This window comes from Aequorivita todarodis (assembly GCF_028561335.1).
GTDB lineage: Bacteria > Bacteroidota > Bacteroidia > Flavobacteriales > Flavobacteriaceae > Aequorivita > Aequorivita todarodis.
Genome location: NZ_JAQQTG010000014.1, coordinates 1 through 21,001 on the forward strand (window position 1 = coordinate 1; position 21,001 = coordinate 21,001).

Below are 21,001 nucleotides of genomic sequence, written 5' to 3' on the forward strand. Positions count from 1 at the left end.
ATACTATTTAAAAAAGGAACGGCTCGCCACCCCGTTCAGATTTGGGCATAAAAAAAGGAAGACTTGCGTAAAAAGAAAAGGAAAACGGCTCGCAAAAAACCTCGGAACATACTATTTAAAAAAGGAATGGCTCGCCACCCCGTTCAGATTTGGGCATAAAAAAAGGCAAACTTGCGTTTACCTTTTTTTGCCCCAAATCTACCATGAACTTAACCTACTTATGCTAATGGTATGTTCAAATATATGGCAATAAAACATTCAAAATTACGCTTTTAGATGAATTACCTGTTTTTTCGTTGAAAGACCTATTTCGTAATTTTTGAGCCGAAAAAGCAATGTTTAAATTTAAATTTTAACACTTTTGGAAGGAACTTATAAAGACATACAAGTTTCAGGATTATTTTTTCTTGGGATATTTATTTAAGCAAGAAAAAAAATAGGCTTGCACCACGAAAAGTTTAAAACAACCTTCACCATCCCCAAAATAAAAAACTTTAAGACACTCGATTTCCCTAAAAGATTTGAGAACATAAAAATTCCTGTCTTTTATAAAAAGTGGAAAACGGCTCGCGAGTAAACTCAGGATTAAATCAAAACGATCGCCAATAACTCGCCCACTCCTAATAGCTATCGGGATTGGTACTATGAAAAAAGGCAGGCTTTCGCCTACCTTTTTTGCCCCAAATCTTACCATAGACCTAACCTACTTACGCCTTATGGTAAGTTCAAATATAGTTCAAGTTTGAGCACTAAAACAGTGTTAATCAACAAATTCGATTAAGTGGATTGGGTTTCCGATAAACGGCAAGGGCTGTGTTAAAATTTAAAGAAATTTAATAAGCACGCTCTGGATTTCCTTCATAAAAGTTTATGTAGGCCCGGTTTACAACCCTGTTTCCTCCTGCCGTGGGGTAGTTTCCAGTGAAATACCAATCGCCAAGATTTTTTGGACATGCTTTGTGAAGATCGTCAACAGATTGAAAAATGAGTTTCACCTTTGCTTGAATGTCTTCATTGCTTATTATTTCAGCAATTTTATCGGAAATCTCTTCATCCGTAAAGGGTGCGTATAGTTTTTTCACATGATTTATTACCGAAACATCCTCCAGTGCAACTTGTTCTTTGCATTTATGGTAAATTTCCTCAACAATGCCATAGGTTCCGCGATCTTTGTGAAGTTCCAAGGCTGCCTGAAAAGCCACCAAATGCTCCAATCGTGCCATATCTATTCCGTAGCAATCTGGATAGCGAATCTGCGGAGCGGAAGAAACAACCACGATTTGTTTGGGGTGAAGCCTGTCCAGCATTTTTAAGATACTTTTCTTTAAAGTGGTTCCGCGAACAATACTGTCATCAATAATAACCAAGTTATCGTCCGGTTTAACAACGCCATAAGTAACATCGTAAACGTGGGCTACCAAATCATCGCGACTGCTATCATCAGTAATGAACGTCCTAAGTTTTACGTCTTTTATCGCAATTTTTTCCGTGCGTATTTTATGGGCCTGTATTTGCTGAAGTCTTTCTGAGGTCAAGCTTTCCTTTTCTTGCAGGATGGCTTCGTTTTTCTGTTTGTTCAGTTCGTCCTGTGCGGCTTCCAGCATTCCGTAGAAAGAGGTTTCGGCAGTGTTCGGTATAAAGGAAAATACTGAATTTTCGGTATCATAATCAATCGCTTCCAAAATTTTCGGCATTATCAATTTACCAAGCATTTTTCGCTCTTGATAGATTTCGGCATCGCTTCCCCGGGAAAAATAAATGCGCTCAAAGGAACAGGATCTGCGTTCCAAAGGGGCAAGTATTTCAGAAAGCTTCACACTTCCGTCTTTCTTAATAATGATGGCATTGCCAGGGTCCAGTTCTTTCACCTCCTCAAAAGGAACATTGAAAACGGTTTGTATTGCGGGCCTTTCCGAAGCGACCACAATAACTTCATCATCTTGGTAATAATATGCTGGTCTGATTCCTGCCGGATCGCGCAACACGAAAGCGTCTCCGTGGCCCAAAAGACCTGCCATGGTATAGCCTCCGTCCCAGTTTGAGGCAGACTTGCGAAGAATCTTGGCAACATTTAAGTTTTCGGCAATATAGGGCGATGCCTCCTGTTTGTTAAATCCTTTCGCTTTTGCTTTTTTATAGAGTTTTCGAACGGCATCATCCAAAAAATGACCTATCCGTTCCATTACCGTAACGGTATCGGCCTTTTCCTTTGGGTGCATTCCGAGTTTTATAAGGTTGTCAAAAAGCTCATTGGTATTGGTCATGTTGAAATTTCCCGCTATAATCAAGTTACGGTGCATCCAATTGTTTTGGCGCAGAAAGGGATGTACGTTTTCCACACTATTTATTCCGAAGGTACCGTACCGCACGTGGCCAAGGAACAATTCACCTATATAGGGAATGTTCTTTTTTTGCGCGGCAACGTCATCTTTATATTCCGGATGGGTTTTAAATTCAAGGTTTATACGCTCGTTAATCTGTGCAAAAATATCCTGAATGGGCTGCGCAGCATTGGACCGAACACGACTTATGTAGCGCTCTCCGGGATTTACGTCCAGTTTAATACTGGCAAACCCAGCACCGTCCTGTCCGCGGTTGTGCTGTTTCTCCATCATCAAATACATCTTGTTTACACCGTAAAAAGCGGTTCCGTATTTCTCCTTGTAATATTCCAAAGGCTTCAACAGCCGGACCAGTGCAATTCCACATTCGTGTTTTAAGGCGTCGCTCATTTGTGAAGTTAATAGTTAATGGTTAAAAGTTATTAAGTCTGTGTTCATTTGGATGCTAACTTTTTCTCAAAATAAAATTACAAAAAACGCCCTGTAATTTCAGGGCGCGCAGTTAGGTTAATTTGATGTCAAACTGTGTTAGGCTCTTAAATTGCTGTATGCGTTGATGCACTTCGGGATTTGTTAAATTCAGCAACCGTTCGGGGCCAAATTTTTCAACACAGAACGAAGCCAAGGCCGAGCCGTTGATAACCGCATTTTTCATATTATCGTAACTATAATCGCCCGTTCTTGCCAAATAACCGGTAAACCCGCCTGCAAAGGTATCGCCGGCGCCCGTTGGGTCAAAAACTTCGCGCAATGGCATGGCAGGAGCGAAAAACACATCGTCATCGTCAAAGAGTAACGCCCCGTGTTCGCCCTTTTTTATCACTACATAATTGGGGCCCATCTCCCTAATTTTCTGAGCTGCCTTTACCAATGAATATTCACCCGAAAGTTGTCTTGCTTCTTCGTCGTTGATAGTAATTACATCTACTTTTGCGATAACCTGCATTAATTCATTTAAGGCACTATCCATCCAAAAGTTCATCGTGTCCAGCACAATCAATTTCGGCGCATCCATCTGCTCAATAACTCCCAATTGGACGAGCGGATGCAGGTTTCCTAACATCACCACTTCCGCGTCGCGATAGTTTTCTGGAACTTGAGGGTTGAAATCTGCAAGCACGTTCAAATCGGTTATCAAGGTGTCGCGGGTATTCATATCGTTGTGATATTTTCCGCTCCAAAAGAACGTTTTCCCATCCGCTACAACTTCGAGACCCGAAATATCCATCCCGTTTTCTTCGAGCATTTTAAGGTCTTCCTTCGGAAAATCGCCACCCACTATCGATACAATAGCGCCATCAACTTTAAACTGCGAAGCTGCCAAACCTATATAGGTAGCGGCGCCGCCAAGGATTTTATCGGTTTTTCCGAAAGGGGTTTCAATAGCGTCAAAAGCTACGGTACCAACGATTACGAGTTTGCTCATAAAGGGATTTTTAAAGAGGGTGCAAATTTAATCAATTATTTAGAATTTTAAGGGTTTATAAAGCCGAAGAAATAGTGTGGTAATTTTAGGGTAGAAAAGCACAATTCTATAAAAAATTGTAAATTCCGAAAACTTTTAATCGCCTTTGAATGAAAAACTTATATTTTCCAATTTCTTTCTTTCTGTTTTTTCAATTTATATATTCCCAAGAAGGCATTGCATTTAAAGCGAACAAACAATTGTATCTTCACGGAAATTCCATTCTTATCGGGAACAATATTTTGGGCGATCACCCTACGGAACCACTTATGGACATTGGTATTCCCAACGATGTCGTAAAAATGAAATATATAGATGTTGACGATGATGAAACAACATTCAGTTCCAGTGAAGCCACTGTTACAAATGCGCCCGAAAAGCCTAAAATTGCACACGCTGCCCTTTATTGGTGCGGCTTGTATCCTTCTGAAAAAGGAGCCCTGCGGAAATCCGGCAACAAAATGGTCCACGTGGGTCGCGGTGATAGGGAAGGAAACGTAAATACAGTATTATTCAAAACGCCAAATGGAAGTTATGAAACCTTAAACGGAAAAGTAATTTTCGACAGTTACGGCACCGAGGTTTTCACGACCAATTCCCCCTACGTGTGCTATGCCGATGTTACTTCAAAACTTCAGGATCTTGCCACGATTAACGGCACTTATACCGTTGCAAACGTTAAAGCCACCGAGGGTGAAATTTTGGGCGGTGGCTCCGCGGGCTGGCTTTTATATGTGGTTTATGAAGATGCTTCGGAAAGCCCAAAATATTTCACAACCTATAATGGGTTGGTTGAAGTGAACAAAGAAGCTGTGGAGATAATCTTCAAGGATTTTAAAAGCAAGGAAGATGGAATCGTTAAAACTACAATTGCACTCGGAGCCATGGAAGGGGACCGAAAAATAAAGACGGACGAGTTTTCGATATTCGATAAAAAAGCAGGAGGTTTTATGCCATTGAGCAACAAAGTAAGGGAAGAAAAGAACTTTTTTAACAGCTCCATTACGATGGGCAATGGGTTATTTACGGACCGAAATCCCAACAGCGCCAACACCCTTGGTTTTGATTTGTTGAAAATGGAAATCCCAAACCCGAAGAACGCGCTTTTGGACAATGCCACTACCCAAGCCAATCTTCGATTTCAAGCGAAGGCCGATCGTTTTTACTTGTTTTTTGTCGCGTTTGAAACTGAAATAAACAAGGATTTTTTAGAGGAAAAATCAAAAGCGATAGCAGATACGGTTATCAGCGCCCCTGCAATTACCGAAATTTCAGAGCCTATTGAAGAAGAAAAACAAAAAGCCATGGTTTTGAGTGAAAAAATAGAAACTAAGCCTCTTCAAAAAGAAACTTCAGAAAATAAAAAACCGAAAGAAAATGTAATTCCCAAAAAACCTGTGGTGCTTTCCGAGGAAGATAAAATAAAAAGAGAGGTTAGAATTCAATCGATGACTGTCCCGGGGTTGGCGTCTGGCTATTATCTTGTTACAAATGTTTTTTCCGTAACGGAAAATGCTTCAAAATGGTCGCAGTTTTTAACTGAAAAAAGCTACAGCCCACAAACTTTTGTGAACCCCAGAAACCATTGGAATTATGTGTATGTAGCGAATAATAAAGCCTTAAAGCCAGTTTACGAAAAGTGGAAAGCCTATAAAGGCCTTGAATATTTTAAGGAAATCTGGATTATGAAAATTAATCTTTAAATAGTAAGGCTCCGTTACTTTCGCCCAAAATCCGCAGGAATTTCACCCCAAGCCTTGGTTTCCCATTTTACTATTTTCGTTTCGTATTTATTGGTCTTTAACCAGTTTTCGGCACGGGCAACCAACTCAAAAAGCGTTTTGTTTTTCGCAGATTGTTTCAGTTTTGTGTTGCATTTTTTCTTTTTCACCCAGCCCATCGCTATTCGTGAATCGCTGTAAATAATGCGGTCGCTATTGTTCTTTTTCAGAAACGCCAATCCGTGAACCAAAGCTAAAAACTCGCCTATATTATTGGTTCCCTGCTGAAATGGCCCTTGGTGGAAAAGTTGTTTTCGGGTTTGCGTATCCACGCCGCGGTATTCCATTTTTCCGGGGTTGCCGCTAGATGCTGCATCAACGGCGATGGAATACAGGTTGGGTTCGCCTATTTTTTCAAGCTGTTCCTTTGAGAGTGTTTTCTTTACCGTCTTTCCTTTATAGTCGGCGTATTCTTTATTGTAGGCTTTTTTGGCTTCCTCAAAGGTTTCAAAACTTTTGTACTGCGCGCCCTTTACGCCTTGAATGCTGCGTTTGCACTCCTCCCAACTGCCAAAAATACCAGCGGGATTCCCGAACCACACTACATAAAATTTCTGCTTTTTAGCCATTGCGAAGTACTTCTTCAATTATTTTCGGAAACCATTCGTATTCCAAAATATGCACCTTTTCAGCAACCGTTTCGGGGGTTTCATTTTTTGAAAGGGTCACTTTTTTCTGTGAAATAATTGCGCCTTCATCATAATTTTCATTCACATAATGAATGGTTATTCCCGTTTCAGCTTCATTATTTTTCACCACTGCTTCGTGCACATAATTGCCGTACATTCCCTTTCCGCCGTATTTGGGAAGCAGCGCAGGATGTATGTTTATTACCTTGTTTGGAAATTCTTTCAGAATATTCTCAGGAAATTTCAGCAGAAAACCCGCTAATACTATAATGTCCGGCTTACTTTCCTTTAAAATTTTCAAAACGCCTTCTTCTGAAAACAATTCATCCTTTGTAAAGAAAACCGTATTTACGCCAAGCTTTTCGGCACGATCCAAAACTTTGGCATCCTTCTTGTTTGAAAGCACGCGAACGACCTCGGCAAACTGGGTTCGTTGAAAGTATTTAATAATGTTCTCGGCATTGGTACCACTACCCGACGCAAAAATTACGATCCGCTTCTTCATTCCCGTTTCCAAAAGTTTTTCTCGAAGTAAATATTAACAAATAAAAACACAAAAGTAAGGCAATAGGGTTTTACTTCGCCCAAAATTGTTTAAATTGGTTTTTCCAATTTTGTTGAAATGTGAAAATTCAAAATTATCAAAGGCACATTTTTAACATTAAATGGTGATTTCAATTAAAATATTTTATTTTTGCCACTTATAATTAAATTTAAAAATCAAGAATTATGTCAGACATTGCATCACGAGTAAAAGCGATTATCGTAGACAAATTAGGTGTAGACGAAAACGAAGTTGTAAACGAAGCAAGCTTCACTAACGACTTAGGAGCAGACTCCCTAGATACGGTAGAGCTTATCATGGAATTTGAAAAAGAATTTGATATCCAGATTCCAGACGACCAAGCTGAAAACATTGCCACTGTTGGTCAAGCAATTTCCTATATAGAAGCAGCAAAATAACCATTCTTCTATGGAATTAAAGCGAGTTGTAGTTACAGGCCTTGGTGCCCTTACCCCTATTGGCAACAATATTCAAGAATATTGGGATGCCCTTGTTAGTGGGAAAAGTGGCTGTGCGCCCATAACCTATTTTGATACTGAAAAGTTCAAAACAAAATTCGCTTGCGAATTGAAGAATTTCAACGCAGAAGATCATTTTGACAGAAAAGAAGCCCGAAAACTGGACCGTTTTGCACAATATGCCCTTGTATCTTCAGATGAAGCCATACAAGACGCCGGAATAAACCTCGACGAGGTTGATAAATTTCGTGTTGGTGTAATCTGGGGAGCCGGAATAGGTGGGCTGGAAACTTTTCAAGATGAAGTAATAAACTTTGCAGAAGGGGATGGAACACCACGTTTCAACCCCTTCTTTATTCCAAAAATGATTGCGGACATTGCGCCTGGAAACATTTCCATAAAGCACGGTTTTATGGGGCCAAATTATACAACGGTCTCTGCCTGCGCCTCCTCTGCCAATGCAATGATAGATGCACTAAACTACATACGTTTGGGACATTGCGATATTATTGTAACCGGTGGAAGTGAAGCGGCTGTAACCATAGCAGGTATGGGCGGTTTTAACGCTATGCACGCCCTATCAACCCGCAACGATAGTCCAGAAACGGCTTCGCGTCCTTTTGACGCTACCCGCGATGGTTTTGTTTTGGGCGAGGGAGCAGGAGCACTTATCCTTGAGGAATACGAACATGCAAAAAAGCGTGGCGCAAAAATTTATGCCGAAGTTGTGGGCGGTGGCATGAGCAGCGATGCTTACCATATGACGGCGCCGCATCCTGACGGAATAGGCGTAGAGCGTGTAATGTTGAACACCCTGCGCGATGCCAATATGAGCCCGAACGAAGTGGATGCCATAAACACCCACGGAACCTCAACCCCACTTGGCGATGTTGCCGAACTGAAAGCGATTGTAAATGTTTTTGGCGAACACGCCAAGGATATAAATATCAATTCAACAAAATCCATGACCGGCCACCTTTTGGGCGCTGCCGGTGCTATTGAAGCCATTGCCTCTATTTTGGCAATGAAACACGGGATTGTTCCACCTACCATTAACCATACTACGGTAGATGAAAACATAGATCCTTCCTTAAACCTTACCCTTAACAAAGCTCAAAAACGCGACATTAAAGTAGCCATGAGCAATACCTTTGGGTTTGGCGGGCACAATGCTTGTGTGCTCTTTAAAAAACTTGATGCCTAAAACAATTAATGGCCTCCATTAAAAACATATTTTCTTCCCGTGCTGAAAAGAACGGGGAATTTTTCAATTCCCTAAAAAAAATATTGGGGTTTAAGCCCAAAGATATTTCCATTTACGAAACCGCTTTTACCCATCGTTCCACCAACGAAAAAAACAATAACGGCCAACCGCAAAATTATGAACGGCTCGAATTTTTGGGCGATGCGATGCTCGGTGCCGTAATTGCAGCACATTTGTTTAAAAAAGTACCCGGAGGCAACGAAGGCTATCTAACCAAAATGCGCAGCAAAGTGGTGAGCAGAGAGCATTTAAACGAGTTGGGGCGGGATCTTCAATTGGTGAAATTTTTAAAAACCACCATCCCAACGCAACAATTCAGCGGCAATATTTACGGAAACGTTTTTGAAGCGCTTGTAGGCGCCATTTATTTGGACCGCGGTTTTAAATACTGCGAAAAATTCATCCAAAAAAGGGTCATAAAACCGTATGTTGACATCAAGAAACTGGAAGGAAAAGTAATAAGCTACAAAAGCCTCTTCATTGAATGGTGCCAGAAACATAAGAAGCAATTCAGCTTTGAAATCTATGAAGACAATGGCAAAGATGAACTGAAACATTTTGCCGTCCGGTTAAAACTTGAGGACGAAGTAATCGCCAAAGCACGCGCAACTTCCAAAAAGAAAGCCGAAGAACGCGCTGCAAAAAGGGCTTTTTATAAACTTCAGATAAAGATTGATTCAGAAAAGCCTTAAATTTTAAGGGTAATTATTCCGTCCGTTCCCAAATTATTTAGTTAATACCTCTAAAGTTACCTATTTTTGTAGAAAGACTGGTGGCGGCAAAACAATAGCCTCCACAGTATCTATAGTATCAATAGCATCAAAAAAAAATGGGCCATTACAAATTGGATATGGGAGAGGAACCCGAAGAGCCCTATACGCTCATCGCAATCCATTGCAGCGAAGAAGCCTATAAAGTGGCTTATTTGATGAACCAACACCTGAATACCCGTTTCAAAAGAAGAAGAGTGGATATTGATTTTCCTTCCGAAGGAATGATGGTAACCTTTCCGATTTTCGATTTTATGGACGAGTTCAATTATAGCCAATATTATCTTGTTGCCAATAAATGTAGCATCGCAGAGGCTGGCTTGCAGAGTTCCGGTGGATTGTTTTCTGAAATCGGTTCAGAAAAAGACCATTTTCTGCTGCCCGAGCTTAAAAAAGTGGATTATTTACTTAAAATATATTCCGATTTTGAGACTGTTCCCTTGCAATCCTTAATCTCTCAAATAAACAATATAGACCAGATTGTTTCTGCATATGTCGTGGAAACAGCCAATATAAAATCAAAGAACAATTTAATTTTCGACTAAATGTCAAATCAAAAAAGAACCAAAATAGTTGCCACTCTGGGCCCTGCCACTTCCGATACCGAAACACTAAAACACATGATCCTGGAAGGCGTGGATGTTTTTAGGGTGAATTTCTCGCACGCAGATTATGCCACGGTAAAAAAGACTATCAAAACCATTCGAACCCTTTCCGAAGAATTGGATACGCACGTTGCCATTTTGGGCGATCTGCAGGGTCCAAAACTGCGCGTTGGCGTTATGAAAGAGGAGGTCATTGTACAGCCCGGTGATGAACTTTCCTTTTGTACGGGCAATGAATTTGAGGGCACCAAGAAAAAAGTCTATATGAATTATGACAATTTTCCGCGTGATGTGAACCCGGGTGAACGCGTGCTTTTGGACGACGGCAAACTTATTTTTGAAGTGCTTAAAACCAACAAAAAAGATGAGGTGAAAGTAATGGTAATCCAGGGTGGTCCGCTGCGTTCCAAAAAAGGGGTAAACCTGCCAAACACCAAAATTTCACTCCCGGCACTTACTGCAAAAGATAAAGAGGACGCCATTTTTGCCATTGAGCAGCAAGTGGATTGGCTCGCCCTTTCCTTTGTGCGCCACGCTGAGGATTTAAAGGAATTGCAGGCGTTGATTGAAGCCCATTCGGAATATAAAATTCCTATAATCGCAAAAATCGAAAAGCCCGAGGCGGTCGAAAATATCGATAGGATCATCGCCTATTGCGACGGCCTGATGGTTGCCCGCGGCGATCTGGGCGTGGAAGTGCCCGCAGAGGAAGTGCCGCTCATTCAAAAAGAATTGGTACTCACTGCAAAACGTGCACGCATCCCCGTAATCATCGCCACCCAAATGATGGAGACGATGATAACCTCACTAACGCCTACCCGCGCCGAGGTTAATGATGTAGCAAACAGTGTTATGGACGGCGCCGATGCCGTAATGCTATCCGGCGAAACTTCCGTGGGCAATTATCCCGTTGCCGTGATTAAAACAATGGCCAAAATCCTAAAAAGCGTGGAAAATTCTGAATTGATCCGCGTCCCACAAGAACCGCCACAGATTAAAACCAACCGCTACGTTACAAAATCAATTTGCTATCACGCGGCACATATGGCCAATGAAATTGAGGCACAGGCCATCTGCACCCTTACCAACAGTGGTTATACCGCCTTCCAAATTTCGGCCTGGCGGCCTTCGGCCTTTATCTTGGCGTTTACCAGTAACAAACGCATTCTGGCCCGCTTAAACTTATTGTGGGGCGTAAAGGCATTTTATTACGATAAATATGTAAGTACAGACGAAACCGTGGATGACGTAAACCGCATTGCTTTTGAAAAAGGCTACGTGCACAAAGGCGATTATTTAATAAACCTTGCAGCTATGCCCATTGTGGATAAGGGAATGGTAAATACGTTACGGGTTTCGCAGGTGAAATAGAATTACTCCTTAATAATCTTTTGCACAAACGCTCCATCGTCGGTTGTTATTCTTAAAAAATACATGCCACTTTGAAGTGTTGAAATATCTATTCGTTGGATGTTTCCTTCTAATTGAAGTACTTTTTTACCCAGTAAATCAAAGACACCTATACTAATAATGGTTTTAGTTTTGGGGTTTATATAAATTAATCCTTTAGTAGGGTTTGGATAGACCGTTAAAGAGTTTATTTCGTTTTCTTCTACTGATAAAATAGTATAATTTTCATACCACGCTATTTTATCGTCGTTCTGAGATGAGGCAATCACGTCCATATCCCCGTCATTGTCTATATCTGCCGCTATTACGGAGCGGGGAAACTGATGTTCTGAACTGATAACATTTTTAGACCCAAACGAACCCATTCCATCCAGGTTTTCAAACCATACAATTTCGCCTCCAAATGGTTCAACACTTGTTGATAAAACATCAATATCGCCATCATTGTCCAAATCGCTTGCAAAAACCGTCCAAGCATCCTCAAGTGTATGAGTAATGGTATTTATTTGACCAAAATTACCCATGCCGTCCAGATTTTCATACCAAACAACCTCATTGTCGCCAATCGATACTGAAAAAACATCCATATCGTCATCGTTATCAACATCGGCTGCATATATTACATTGAAATACAAGCCTATATTATCAATAACATGTTTAGAAACAAAATTGCCTAATCCATTCATGTTTTCTATCCAAAATATCCACTCTGAATTAGATGAAGAATTACTTAAAACATCCATATCGCCATCGCCATCCATATCCACAGCTTCAATAGATCGTGAACCACTAGTATTATAAATAATTCTAGAAGCACTAAAGTTTCCTTGGCCGTCCAAATTTTCATACCATGCAATTCCAGAGTTATCAGAGCCAGATAGCACATCCAAATCACCATCGCCATCTATATCGGCCGCAATTACAGAAAATGCGCCATCGACCTGTGTACTTATAATTTTCTGGTTACTAAAATTACCTTGACCATCAAGATTTTCATACCAAACCACCAAATCGTTAAAATAGGAAACTGCAAGAACATCCACGTCCCCATCCCCATCTAGGTCAGCTGCACTTACATGGATGGTATCATCTAATAAAGCAATTATATGTTGGGGACCGAAATTCCCCAAACCATCCAAGTTCTTATACCAACTAAGGTTACCGCCAAATTTGTTTGCAGATAGAATATCAATTTTAGTATCGCCGTCCACATCTGCAGCGCAGATAATTCTGGAACCATCAGCTTCCGTAGAGATAATTCTCTGCGGTCCAAATTGTGCAATACTTTTAAGATTTAAAAAAACACATGTAATTATAAATATATATTTTGCCATTTTAATATGTTGAAAAGACGGTCCAGAAATATTTTATTCCTTTATAATTTTATGTACAAAATCTCCAACTTCAGTTACTATCTTCAAAAAATACATGCCACTTTGAAGTGTTGAAATATCTATTCGCTGGATGTTTCCTTCTAATTGAAGCACTTTTTTACCCAGTAAATCAAAGACACCTATATTAATAATGGTTTTAGTTTTGGGGTTTATATAAATTAATCCCTTAGTAGGATTTGGATAGACCGTTAAAGAGTTTATTTGATTTTCTTCTACCGATAAAATAGTATAATTTTCATACCAAGCTATTTTATCATCGTTTTGTGAAGAGGCAATCACATCCTTATCACCATCATTGTCTATGTCGGCAGCAATTACGGAACGAGAAAATTGAACTTCGGTACTTATAATTTTTTTTGCTCCAAAAGAGCCTTGTCCATCTAAATTCTCAAACCAGACCACTTCACCGTCAAAAGCTCCCCCACCAGTTGCAAGTATATCATTATCGCCATCATTGTCTAAATCTGTGGAATAAATGGAATGAGCACCTAGTAAATTATCGATAATTATATTTTCGCTTCCAAAATTGCCAAGACCGTCCAAATTTTCATACCAAGCTACTTTATCCGCTCCTCCCGTTGCTGCAATTACATCTATATCGCCATCACCATCTATATCTATTGTGAAAATAGGTTCTACCGATAGACCATTTGTAGTTATTGTTTGTTGAGGCCCAAAACTACCTAAACCGTCAAGATTTTCATACCAAGCAACTGTAACAGATCCAGATGTTGCGCCTACCACATCCAAATCTCCATCGTTGTCAATATCGGCCGCAGCAATTGAGCGTGAACTTGCAGCAGCAAAATTAATAACCCTTGATGGCCCAAAATTTCCGTTTCCATCAGTATTTTCATACCAAGCAATTCCCGTATTGTCAGATCCGGATACCACGTCCATATCGCCGTCACCATCAATATCTGCAGCTATAACTCTATATGCGCCATTTACAGAATTGGAAATGATTTTCTGGGAACTAAATTCCCCTAGTCCATTTATGTTTTCATACCAAACCACCAAGTCGTTAAAATAGGAAACTGCAAGAACATCCACGTCCCCGTCCCCATCTAGGTCAGCTGCACTTACATGGATGGTATCATCTAATAAAGCAATTATATGTTGGGGACCGAAATTCCCCAAACCATCCAAGTTCTTATACCAAGTAAGGTTACCGCCAAATTTATTTGCTGATAGAATATCAATTTTAGTATCGCCGTCCACATCTGCAGCGCAGATAATTCTGGAACCATCAGCTTCCGTAGAGATAATTCGCTGTGGTCCAAATTGTGCAATACTTTTAAGATTTAAAAAAGCACATGTAATTATAAATATATATTTTGCCATTTTAATATGTTGAAAAGACGGTCCAGAAATATTTTATTCCTTTATAATTTTATGTACAAAATCTCCAACTTCAGTTACTATCCTCAAAAAATACATGCCACTTTGAAGTGTTGAAATATCTATTCGTTGGATGTTTCCTTCTAATTGAAGTACTTTTTTACCCAGTAAATCAAAGACACCTATACTAATAATGGTTTTAGTTTTGGGGTTTATATAAATTAATCCCTTAGTAGGGTTTGGATAGACCGTTAAAGAGTTTATTTTATTTTCTTCTACCGATAAAATAGTATAATTTTCATACCAAGCTATTTTATCATCGTTTTGTGAAGAGGCAATGACGTCCATATCGCCATCGTTGTCAATATCTGCAGCTAATACGGAGCGGGGCGATTGCACTTCCGTACTGATTATTTTTTTCGAACTGAAATTTCCTTGTCCATCCAGATTTTCAAACCATACAATTTCGCCACCAAAAGTTTCAACACTGGTTGCTAACACATCCATATCCCCATCGTTGTCTAAATCGGCTGCAAAAACCGTCCAGGCATTTTCCAAGGTATCGGTTATCGTGCTTTTAGGGCCAAAATTGCCCAGGCCATCCAAGTTTTCGTACCAAGCAACTTCTTTGTCGAATGGCGATGCTGAAAAAGCATCCATATCCCCATCACCATCGGCATCAGCAGGAATAACTACGTTTAAATAGGCTCCAGCGTTATTGATTACATGGCGAGTACCAAAACTACCTATACCGTTCATATTTTCTATCCAATACGCCTTTGAGGTGCCCGTTCCATTCCCAACAACATCCAAGTCCCCATCGCCATCCATATCAGCAACAGAAACAAATTGTGGACTGCCAATAGTATTGTCTATTATTTTAATCGTACTGAAATTGCCCAGTCCATCTAAATTTTCATACCAGGCCACGGTGCCGGCAAGATCAATTGCCGCTATAAGGTCCAAATCGCCATCACCGTCCAGATCGCCCGCAACTACAGCATATGCGCCGTCGGCAGTATGGGAAACAATATTTTGGCCGCTGAAATTGCCCTGCCCATCCAGGTTTTCATACCAAACTATTTTGTCTTGTGCAAAAGATACTGCCATAACGTCCATATCATCATCGCCATCAATATCTGCATCAGATATAAAAAAGGTCTGGTTTAAATTTGCTATTATATTTTCAGGCCCAAAGGTTCCGTGCCCGTCCAGATTTTTATACCAGGTAAGATTACTCCCAAACTCATTTGCAGAAGCTACATCTTTATACCCATCGCCATCAATGTCTGTAGCAATAATCCATTTGGAGCCATTTGCAGTTTGGGTAATTATTTGTTGGGGACCAAATTGACTATATGCAACAATATAAAATAAGCACATTGCGGTCAACAAAAAGTATTTCATGATTTTTGGATTAAATGAAATGGCTCCTATTCTATTTTTATAGGAACCATTTCTTGGTTTTTAATCTTGCTTGAATATGATATCCTGCTCCGTATTTCCTTCCTCATAAATCTTTTCAATTTTGTAAAGACCGGGGTCCAGCTCATTTACTAAATTTGGACTGTTTATCCCCAGTGAATCCTTTGGGGTCACGGTAACATTGGTATTGAATATATCATCGTTAAATCTTGTTAAACTACCCCCTATTGGCCTGCGGTTCGGGTTGTCATAACACCTGCGTGGTTGCGGCCAAAAAACAGGATTATTCTCAATTTTAATACCTATTGCGGAATGGTTTGGATGATAGATCGTGCTAAAATCGCTTTCATATTTGCTTACCTGTTTGATTATATTTTGTGTATAGGTAAACGAGATATCCTCATAAGGGGCGGGCTCGGGGCAGTCGCAATCACATTCAAAAAACCGATAGTCAAAGCCGGGCTGGAACAATGGTTTGTATAATGGGTCGTTTGGATTGTTTGGGTCAAAATATTCCCCGGCATAGGGCTCATAAAGTGAAGCCACATTGGTAAGGGCCGCATTATAATATCCGGTTGCTATTTTTTCATGAACGTGGATGGCCTGCCCTATGGTTAAGTACTGCTCTGAACATCCATAGGCATTGCCCATAATATTGATGACATCCTCGTGATTGATAGTATATCGTACGTGATCCGGTGAATTATCCGTTTCCTCCCCAAAATAAGTGCAATCGGTTTGGTCAATATAGGGGGTACATTGACAACTGCTATCATAAAAACCGCTATTTGCATTGGTATCCACTATTTCATCCCCCGCTGTGGTTGCATTAAAATATTGGTTATTTGGGTCGCGGGTGGTATGCTCATTGAAAGAGCGAGTATGTTTTAAATTAAGATTGTGCGATATTTCATGTACTGTATTATTACCAGCCAACCCACTTCCAGAATTTGTGGCACATACAAAACCTGGTCTATATGCTATGCCACCAGCAAAACTCATCCAGCCAACAGCATAAACGTTTAATGCGTTTGTATCTTTATATCCATTGGCCGCTGCCCAATTGACCATTGCAGAAAATTGGGCAGTAGTTTGCAATACAAAATAACCATCAGGGTCTCCGGGTAATGCAGGACTTTGAAATTCTTCAAGCCCACGAAATTTAAAAAAAATATTAAACGGGTTGTACATAATATTAAGATTGGCTATTGCTTGTAGAGCGTCATGATACCTGTTTGGAAAATAATCATTTCCATCTGGATGATTAATGCCCCAAAATTTTACGTTAAAGACAACGGGCTCGTAATTATTTAGGGTTGCAATGTCTGTGGAATAACTGTATATTCCTGCAGGGTCGGTTCCATTTTCGATAACAACACATTCTTGGTTATCTATCTGAGCGTTCATAAAAAGTGCATTAAGCATAAATGTACAAAAAAGTAATCTGAAAAACAGTTTGGTTGGTTTCATAAAAACAGTATTTAGTTAAACAATAATTGTGAAAATTAGCTTTCTAAATAACTGGGGAGAAAACCAAATATATAATAAAAATTTTAATGTAGTACTATAAGGTTACAAAAAATATTAAATATTCAAAGAATTTGCTTACATGTCATATGTAAGCGAAGAACAGATTTTAAAACTTAAAGCAAGCCTTCCTGCTAGCTTGGGTTTTGCTATTAAAATGGCAAGAAAAAGAAAGAATCTAACCCAAACAGAACTAGCAGAACTTACCCTAAAAGACAGGCAATATATCTACAAAATAGAAAAAGGAAAGGTTACACCAAATATTGTTACTATTGGCGTAATAGCCAATGCACTTGATATTTCAATTTCAAAATTATTGGAAGATTTATAAAAAATTTAGACTTTAATCCGCAACCTCCATCTTTTCAAGCTTCATTCCTGCACTTTCTTTTGAAATAGTAACCGTGTACCCGAAACCTTTGGTTTTGTAGTTATAAACTATTTTCTGAAGTTCGTTGTCGTTGCGGGAAATCTGTAGCTCACTGATAAAATCGTTTTTCTTTTTGTTACCGTTCTGCTGGGTTTCATTATTGGAACCTTTCGGGTTTGGAAACGCAAACGATTTCGGAATATCAAAAAGCTGTTGCGCCGTAAAAAACGCCTCGTGCCATTTATCCGTGGGCAGCACCAAAGTTTCGGTCTTGGTAGGCTTGCTCGCCGTCCCGCCCGTTGCTTCAGAATAACCCACCTTGGGAAAATCCTTCTTCAATTCCTCGGCATAATGCTTTGCCGAAGCATTTTCGCCCGGAGGAAAAAATTTCGACAGAAAACCGTTAAACGCAAACCCTTTTTGGTTGTTGAATTCCACCTCGTCCATCGCGCCGTCAATCCCGCCCACGTTCATCGTGGTTTTTCCTTCGGCATTCACGATTTTCACTTTTGTCCCCAAGGGCATCACGGTAAGTTTTGCACTTTGCAGGTTCGGGAATTCCCGCAAGGTCAACCCGCTTACGGCAGTAACGTACATAGCATCGGGCGCATTTTCCGCAGGAATGCTATCGGTGGCAACAGTTTGGGTTTCTTCGTTGGTTTTGGTGTCATTTTTACAAGAAAAAAGAAAAGTGAACCCCGCAAGGGCAAGAATGGAAAAAGCTACGGTCTTCATAAGCTAAAGTTTTAAATTAGTTTAAAGATACGTAGCTTTCTATCATATTTAAAATTTTTACAATCTTCCTCCCCCTTTTTCAGGGGGAGGTGCCGAAGGCGGAGGGGGCTTAAAATTCAAGTTTCAATTGCACGTCTATCGATTCTTTTGGAACCTCCTTTTTCTTTGGGGTTTCGTTGTTTAGGTGTGAAATTGAAATGCCCAACAACCGTACCGACTCTTTCATTTTTTCTTGAAATAACAATTCTTTAACTACATCCAAAATCAACTCTTTGGAAGCGATAAAAAGTGGCAGTGTTTTACTGCGTGTTTGAAGCGTAAAATCGCGATACTTTATTTTTAAAGTTACTGTTTTTCCTGCTAGTTGACTGCGTTTTAAACGGTTTTCAACTTCTGAAGCAATTTCCTCAAGACGTTCCATCATAAAAATTTCTGAAGAAATATTTTCTGAAAAAGTATGTTCCGCAGCCAAAGATTTTTGGGTTCTGGAAGGTTTCACCTTACTGTTGTGAATTCCTCGTACCACATTGTAATAAAACCCGCCACTCTTTCCGAAGTTTTCTTCTAAAAATTCAAGGGATTTTGCCTTCAAATCTTTTCCGGAAAAAATTCCCAATCGGTACATTTTCTCTCTGGTCACTTTTCCGACACCGTAAAACTTCTTCACGTCCAACGTTTCCAAAAATGGAACCACCTCCTCGGGGCCAATGGTTTTTTGCCCGTTGGGCTTGTTGATATCGCTGGCTATTTTCGCCACAAATTTATTTACAGAAATTCCCGCGGAAGCGTTCAATCCCGTCTTTTCCTTTATCTTTTTCCGAATCTCTTCCGCAATCATCGTCGCACTGGGATTGCCCTTTTTGTTTTCGGTAACGTCCAGATAAGCTTCATCCAAGGACAGTGGTTCCACCAAATCGGTATATTCAAAAAATATCTTCCGTATTTGTTTCGAAACTTCTTTGTATCGGTCAAAATTCGTCCGAACAAAAATAAGTTCGGGACAAAGTTTACGGGCCATCGCTCCGCTCATGGCGCTGCGCACCCCAAACTTGCGCGCCTCATAACTTGCCGCCGCCACCACCCCACGGGCAGAACTGCCGCCCACGGCCAACGGTTTTCCGCGCAGTTCAGGATTGTCCAACTGCTCCACGGAGGCATAAAATGCGTCCATGTCTATGTGGATAATTTTGCGGATATTTTCTTCCAACTTTGACAAAGTTTTAAACTTTGTCAAAGTTAAGATTTAGAATGTTTCAATACCTGTAATCTGGGGTGGATATGAATGAACATAAATAAAATTTTCTACCGTATCAAAATATCTCAAAACTTCCAATCTGTTTAGCAAAGTTGGTTTTGAGGAAATCAATGCGTTATATGAAGAATGCGCCCATACTGTCGGATATTTGCAGAGCCCGGCTTCAACGGGGTTAAGATGAATATAATGAACAAGCTTTCGAAAATAAATTTCATCCTGTATCTCCTTTCGCTTGAAAGGCCGCATAAAAAGATTGCCCCTTCTTCCCTGTTGTTTATTGAAAGCCTGCGTATAGGAACTAAACAAGTTTGAAAATTGTTTACTCACAAAAAGACTTTTATTCTTAAAATTCTGGTAATCTTCAAGTTCCAATAATTGTTTTTCAGACTTGACCTTTATTAAAAAATGAAAGTGATTCGGCATTAAACAATAGCAAAAGGTATCAACAACGGGAACTATAAACTTCTTATACTTACGAAGAAAGAAGTCAAAATTTTCAGTGGAAACAAAAATTTTTTCCGTTCCATTTGCGCGATTATAGATATGATAGTACCTGTCAGTTTCCAAGGTTTATAAACTTAGCATTTCTAAAACCTGAATTTAATATATTGAGTGCTAACTTTGACAAAGTTTACCTATTTTTAATGGTACTCAGCATTATAATTCAAATTACAGCATAAAAATTAAATTTCAGAAAACTTTGTCAAAGTTGAAAAAAACAGCAATCATTTTAGGCGCCACGGGATTGACGGGAAGCATCCTGCTTAAAAAACTTTTAAAAGACCCCGCTTTTGAAAAGATAATACTTTTCTCGCGCAGTTCCACGGAAGAAAATTCCCCAAAAATCGAGGAACATTTGATAGATATGTTCCAACTGGATAAATATTCCGAAGCCTTCACCGCCGATGTGGTTTTCTGCTAACTTTGACAAAGTTTATCTATTTTTAATGGTACTCAGCATTATAATTCAAATTTCAGCATAAAAATCAAATTTCAGAAAACTTTGTCAAAGTTGAAAAAAACAGCAATCATTTTAGGCGCCACGGGCTTGACGGGAAGTATCCTGCTCAAAAAACTTTTGAAAGACCCCGCTTTTGAAAAGATAATACTTTTCTCGCGCAGTTCCGCAGAAGAAAATTCCCCAAAAATCGAGGAACATTTGATAGATATGTTCCAACTGGATAAATATTCCGAAGTCTTCACCGCCGATGTGGTTTTCTGTTGTATCGGCACCACAAAAGCCAAAACGCCCGATAAGGAAACCTATAAAAAGATAGATTACGGCATACCCGTGACCGCCGCAAGGCTTGCAAAACAAAACGGGATTGAAACGTTTATCGTAATTTCGGCAATGGGCGCAGACGAAAACAGCGGCATCTTTTACAACAAAACCAAGGGCGAAATGCAGCGCGATGTTTTAAAACAGCACATCAAAAACACCTACGTTTTGCAACCGTCCCTCATTGCGGGCGATAGGGATGAAAACCGTTTGGGTGAAAAAGTAGCAACCTTTTTTATGAAAATCTTCGGATTTTTGATTCCGAAAAAATACAAAATGATAAAGGCCGAAACTATTGCCGAAGCGATGTTGGTCTTGGCGAAAGAGGGATATGCTGAAAAAATGATAACTTCGGAAAAAATAAAAACGATTACCCAAAATTAGAC

General features: G+C 39.9%; 19 protein-coding genes. 9 read left to right on the forward strand and 10 right to left on the reverse strand.

The annotated features are described in order from the left end of the window. Positions 1-833: 833 nt before the first annotated feature. Entirely contained in the window at positions 834-2,732 is a 1,899-nt protein-coding gene (locus POV26_RS04975; protein WP_272855371.1) for an amidophosphoribosyltransferase, read from the reverse strand. Positions 2,733-2,844: 112 nt separating this feature from the next. Next, positions 2,845-3,768: a PfkB family carbohydrate kinase gene (locus POV26_RS04980; protein WP_272855372.1), complete on the reverse strand. Its 924-nt coding sequence runs from the start codon at positions 3,766-3,768 to the stop codon at positions 2,845-2,847. A 149-nt stretch (positions 3,769-3,917) separates the two neighbouring features. Here POV26_RS04980 and POV26_RS04985 point away from each other — a divergent pair, with 149 nt between their 5' ends. Continuing rightward, complete coding sequence (locus POV26_RS04985; RefSeq protein ID WP_272855373.1) at positions 3,918-5,510, forward strand: hypothetical protein; 1,593 nt, start codon at positions 3,918-3,920, stop codon at positions 5,508-5,510. Positions 5,511-5,524: 14 nt separating this feature from the next. On the opposite strand, the gene POV26_RS04990 is transcribed toward POV26_RS04985, so the two are convergent. Beyond that, complete coding sequence (locus tag POV26_RS04990; RefSeq protein WP_272855392.1) at positions 5,525-6,157, reverse strand: ribonuclease H family protein; 633 nt, start codon at positions 6,155-6,157, stop codon at positions 5,525-5,527. Then, positions 6,150-6,722 carry a phosphoribosylglycinamide formyltransferase gene (gene purN, locus POV26_RS04995; RefSeq protein ID WP_272855374.1) on the reverse strand — a complete coding sequence of 191 codons (573 nt, stop codon included), beginning with the start codon at positions 6,720-6,722 and terminating at the stop codon, positions 6,150-6,152. Before purN ends, POV26_RS04990 begins: the two co-directional genes overlap by 8 nt. A gap of 224 nt (positions 6,723-6,946) precedes the next feature. Here purN and POV26_RS05000 point away from each other — a divergent pair, with 224 nt between their 5' ends. The 5 genes from POV26_RS05000 (at position 6,947) to pyk (ending at position 11,250) form a co-directional block, all read left to right on the forward strand. Next, positions 6,947-7,180: an acyl carrier protein gene (locus POV26_RS05000; protein WP_014781833.1), complete on the forward strand. Its 234-nt coding sequence runs from the start codon at positions 6,947-6,949 to the stop codon at positions 7,178-7,180. 10 nt (positions 7,181-7,190) lie between these two features. After that, entirely contained in the window at positions 7,191-8,444 is a 1,254-nt protein-coding gene (fabF, locus tag POV26_RS05005) for a beta-ketoacyl-ACP synthase II (RefSeq protein ID WP_272855375.1), read from the forward strand. Positions 8,445-8,452: 8 nt separating this feature from the next. Continuing rightward, the gene (gene rnc, locus POV26_RS05010) at positions 8,453-9,196 is read left to right on the forward strand and encodes a ribonuclease III (protein ID WP_272855376.1); all 744 of its coding nucleotides are present in this window, start codon (positions 8,453-8,455) and stop codon (positions 9,194-9,196) included. A gap of 137 nt (positions 9,197-9,333) precedes the next feature. Beyond that, the gene (locus tag POV26_RS05015) at positions 9,334-9,819 is read left to right on the forward strand and encodes an IPExxxVDY family protein (RefSeq protein WP_272855377.1); all 486 of its coding nucleotides are present in this window, start codon (positions 9,334-9,336) and stop codon (positions 9,817-9,819) included. Then, positions 9,820-11,250, forward strand: a complete 1,431-nt coding sequence (gene pyk / locus POV26_RS05020; protein ID WP_272855378.1) for a pyruvate kinase — start codon at positions 9,820-9,822, stop codon at positions 11,248-11,250. A gap of 2 nt (positions 11,251-11,252) precedes the next feature. Here pyk and POV26_RS05025 read toward each other — a convergent pair whose 3' ends face one another. The 4 genes from POV26_RS05025 to POV26_RS05040 are packed head-to-tail and all read right to left on the reverse strand — an operon-like array spanning position 11,253 to position 16,919. Next, the gene (locus POV26_RS05025) at positions 11,253-12,623 is read right to left on the reverse strand and encodes a T9SS type A sorting domain-containing protein (RefSeq protein ID WP_272855379.1); all 1,371 of its coding nucleotides are present in this window, start codon (positions 12,621-12,623) and stop codon (positions 11,253-11,255) included. A gap of 33 nt (positions 12,624-12,656) precedes the next feature. Beyond that, positions 12,657-14,027: a T9SS type A sorting domain-containing protein gene (locus tag POV26_RS05030; RefSeq protein ID WP_272855380.1), complete on the reverse strand. Its 1,371-nt coding sequence runs from the start codon at positions 14,025-14,027 to the stop codon at positions 12,657-12,659. Positions 14,028-14,060: 33 nt separating this feature from the next. Continuing rightward, on the reverse strand, positions 14,061-15,431 hold the full coding sequence (locus tag POV26_RS05035; RefSeq protein ID WP_272855381.1) for a T9SS type A sorting domain-containing protein: 1,371 nt from the start codon (positions 15,429-15,431) through the stop codon (positions 14,061-14,063). Between the two features lie 60 nt (positions 15,432-15,491). Continuing rightward, complete coding sequence (locus POV26_RS05040) at positions 15,492-16,919, reverse strand: zinc metalloprotease (RefSeq protein ID WP_272855382.1); 1,428 nt, start codon at positions 16,917-16,919, stop codon at positions 15,492-15,494. Positions 16,920-17,058: 139 nt separating this feature from the next. Between POV26_RS05040 and POV26_RS05045 the strand changes: the two genes are divergently transcribed. Further along, entirely contained in the window at positions 17,059-17,307 is a 249-nt protein-coding gene (locus POV26_RS05045) for a helix-turn-helix domain-containing protein (RefSeq protein WP_272855383.1), read from the forward strand. A 12-nt stretch (positions 17,308-17,319) separates the two neighbouring features. Here the strand turns inward: POV26_RS05045 and POV26_RS05050 are convergent, their stop codons facing one another. Both POV26_RS05050 and dinB read right to left on the reverse strand, forming a co-directional pair. After that, on the reverse strand, positions 17,320-18,081 hold the full coding sequence (locus tag POV26_RS05050) for an SH3 domain-containing protein (RefSeq protein ID WP_272855384.1): 762 nt from the start codon (positions 18,079-18,081) through the stop codon (positions 17,320-17,322). Positions 18,082-18,190: 109 nt separating this feature from the next. Then, complete coding sequence (gene dinB, locus POV26_RS05055; protein WP_419180006.1) at positions 18,191-19,297, reverse strand: DNA polymerase IV; 1,107 nt, start codon at positions 19,295-19,297, stop codon at positions 18,191-18,193. A 748-nt stretch (positions 19,298-20,045) separates the two neighbouring features. Here dinB and POV26_RS05060 point away from each other — a divergent pair. Beyond that, positions 20,046-20,258: an NAD-dependent epimerase/dehydratase family protein gene (locus POV26_RS05060; RefSeq protein WP_272855385.1), complete on the forward strand. Its 213-nt coding sequence runs from the start codon at positions 20,046-20,048 to the stop codon at positions 20,256-20,258. Positions 20,259-20,348: 90 nt separating this feature from the next. Next, positions 20,349-20,999: an NAD(P)H-binding protein gene (locus tag POV26_RS05065; RefSeq protein WP_272855386.1), complete on the forward strand. Its 651-nt coding sequence runs from the start codon at positions 20,349-20,351 to the stop codon at positions 20,997-20,999. The last annotated feature ends 2 nt before the right edge of the window (positions 21,000-21,001 follow it).

Coding starts and splice junctions, on each gene's coding strand:
- POV26_RS05040 (WP_272855382.1), bottom strand. CDS start 16,919: ATGAAACCAACCAAACTGTTTTTCAGATTACTTTTTTGTACATTTATG.
- POV26_RS04990 (WP_272855392.1), bottom strand. CDS start 6,157: ATGGCTAAAAAGCAGAAATTTTATGTAGTGTGGTTCGGGAATCCCGCT.
- POV26_RS04985 (WP_272855373.1), top strand. CDS start 3,918: ATGAAAAACTTATATTTTCCAATTTCTTTCTTTCTGTTTTTTCAATTT.
- fabF (WP_272855375.1), top strand. CDS start 7,191: ATGGAATTAAAGCGAGTTGTAGTTACAGGCCTTGGTGCCCTTACCCCT.
- POV26_RS05030 (WP_272855380.1), bottom strand. CDS start 14,027: ATGGCAAAATATATATTTATAATTACATGTGCTTTTTTAAATCTTAAA.
- POV26_RS05050 (WP_272855384.1), bottom strand. CDS start 18,081: ATGAAGACCGTAGCTTTTTCCATTCTTGCCCTTGCGGGGTTCACTTTT.
- pyk (WP_272855378.1), top strand. CDS start 9,820: ATGTCAAATCAAAAAAGAACCAAAATAGTTGCCACTCTGGGCCCTGCC.
- POV26_RS05000 (WP_014781833.1), top strand. CDS start 6,947: ATGTCAGACATTGCATCACGAGTAAAAGCGATTATCGTAGACAAATTA.
- POV26_RS04980 (WP_272855372.1), bottom strand. CDS start 3,768: ATGAGCAAACTCGTAATCGTTGGTACCGTAGCTTTTGACGCTATTGAA.
- POV26_RS05035 (WP_272855381.1), bottom strand. CDS start 15,431: ATGAAATACTTTTTGTTGACCGCAATGTGCTTATTTTATATTGTTGCA.
- purN (WP_272855374.1), bottom strand. CDS start 6,722: ATGAAGAAGCGGATCGTAATTTTTGCGTCGGGTAGTGGTACCAATGCC.
- POV26_RS05015 (WP_272855377.1), top strand. CDS start 9,334: ATGGGCCATTACAAATTGGATATGGGAGAGGAACCCGAAGAGCCCTAT.
- POV26_RS04975 (WP_272855371.1), bottom strand. CDS start 2,732: ATGAGCGACGCCTTAAAACACGAATGTGGAATTGCACTGGTCCGGCTG.
- rnc (WP_272855376.1), top strand. CDS start 8,453: ATGGCCTCCATTAAAAACATATTTTCTTCCCGTGCTGAAAAGAACGGG.
- POV26_RS05025 (WP_272855379.1), bottom strand. CDS start 12,623: ATGGCAAAATATATATTTATAATTACATGTGTTTTTTTAAATCTTAAA.
- POV26_RS05045 (WP_272855383.1), top strand. CDS start 17,059: ATGTCATATGTAAGCGAAGAACAGATTTTAAAACTTAAAGCAAGCCTT.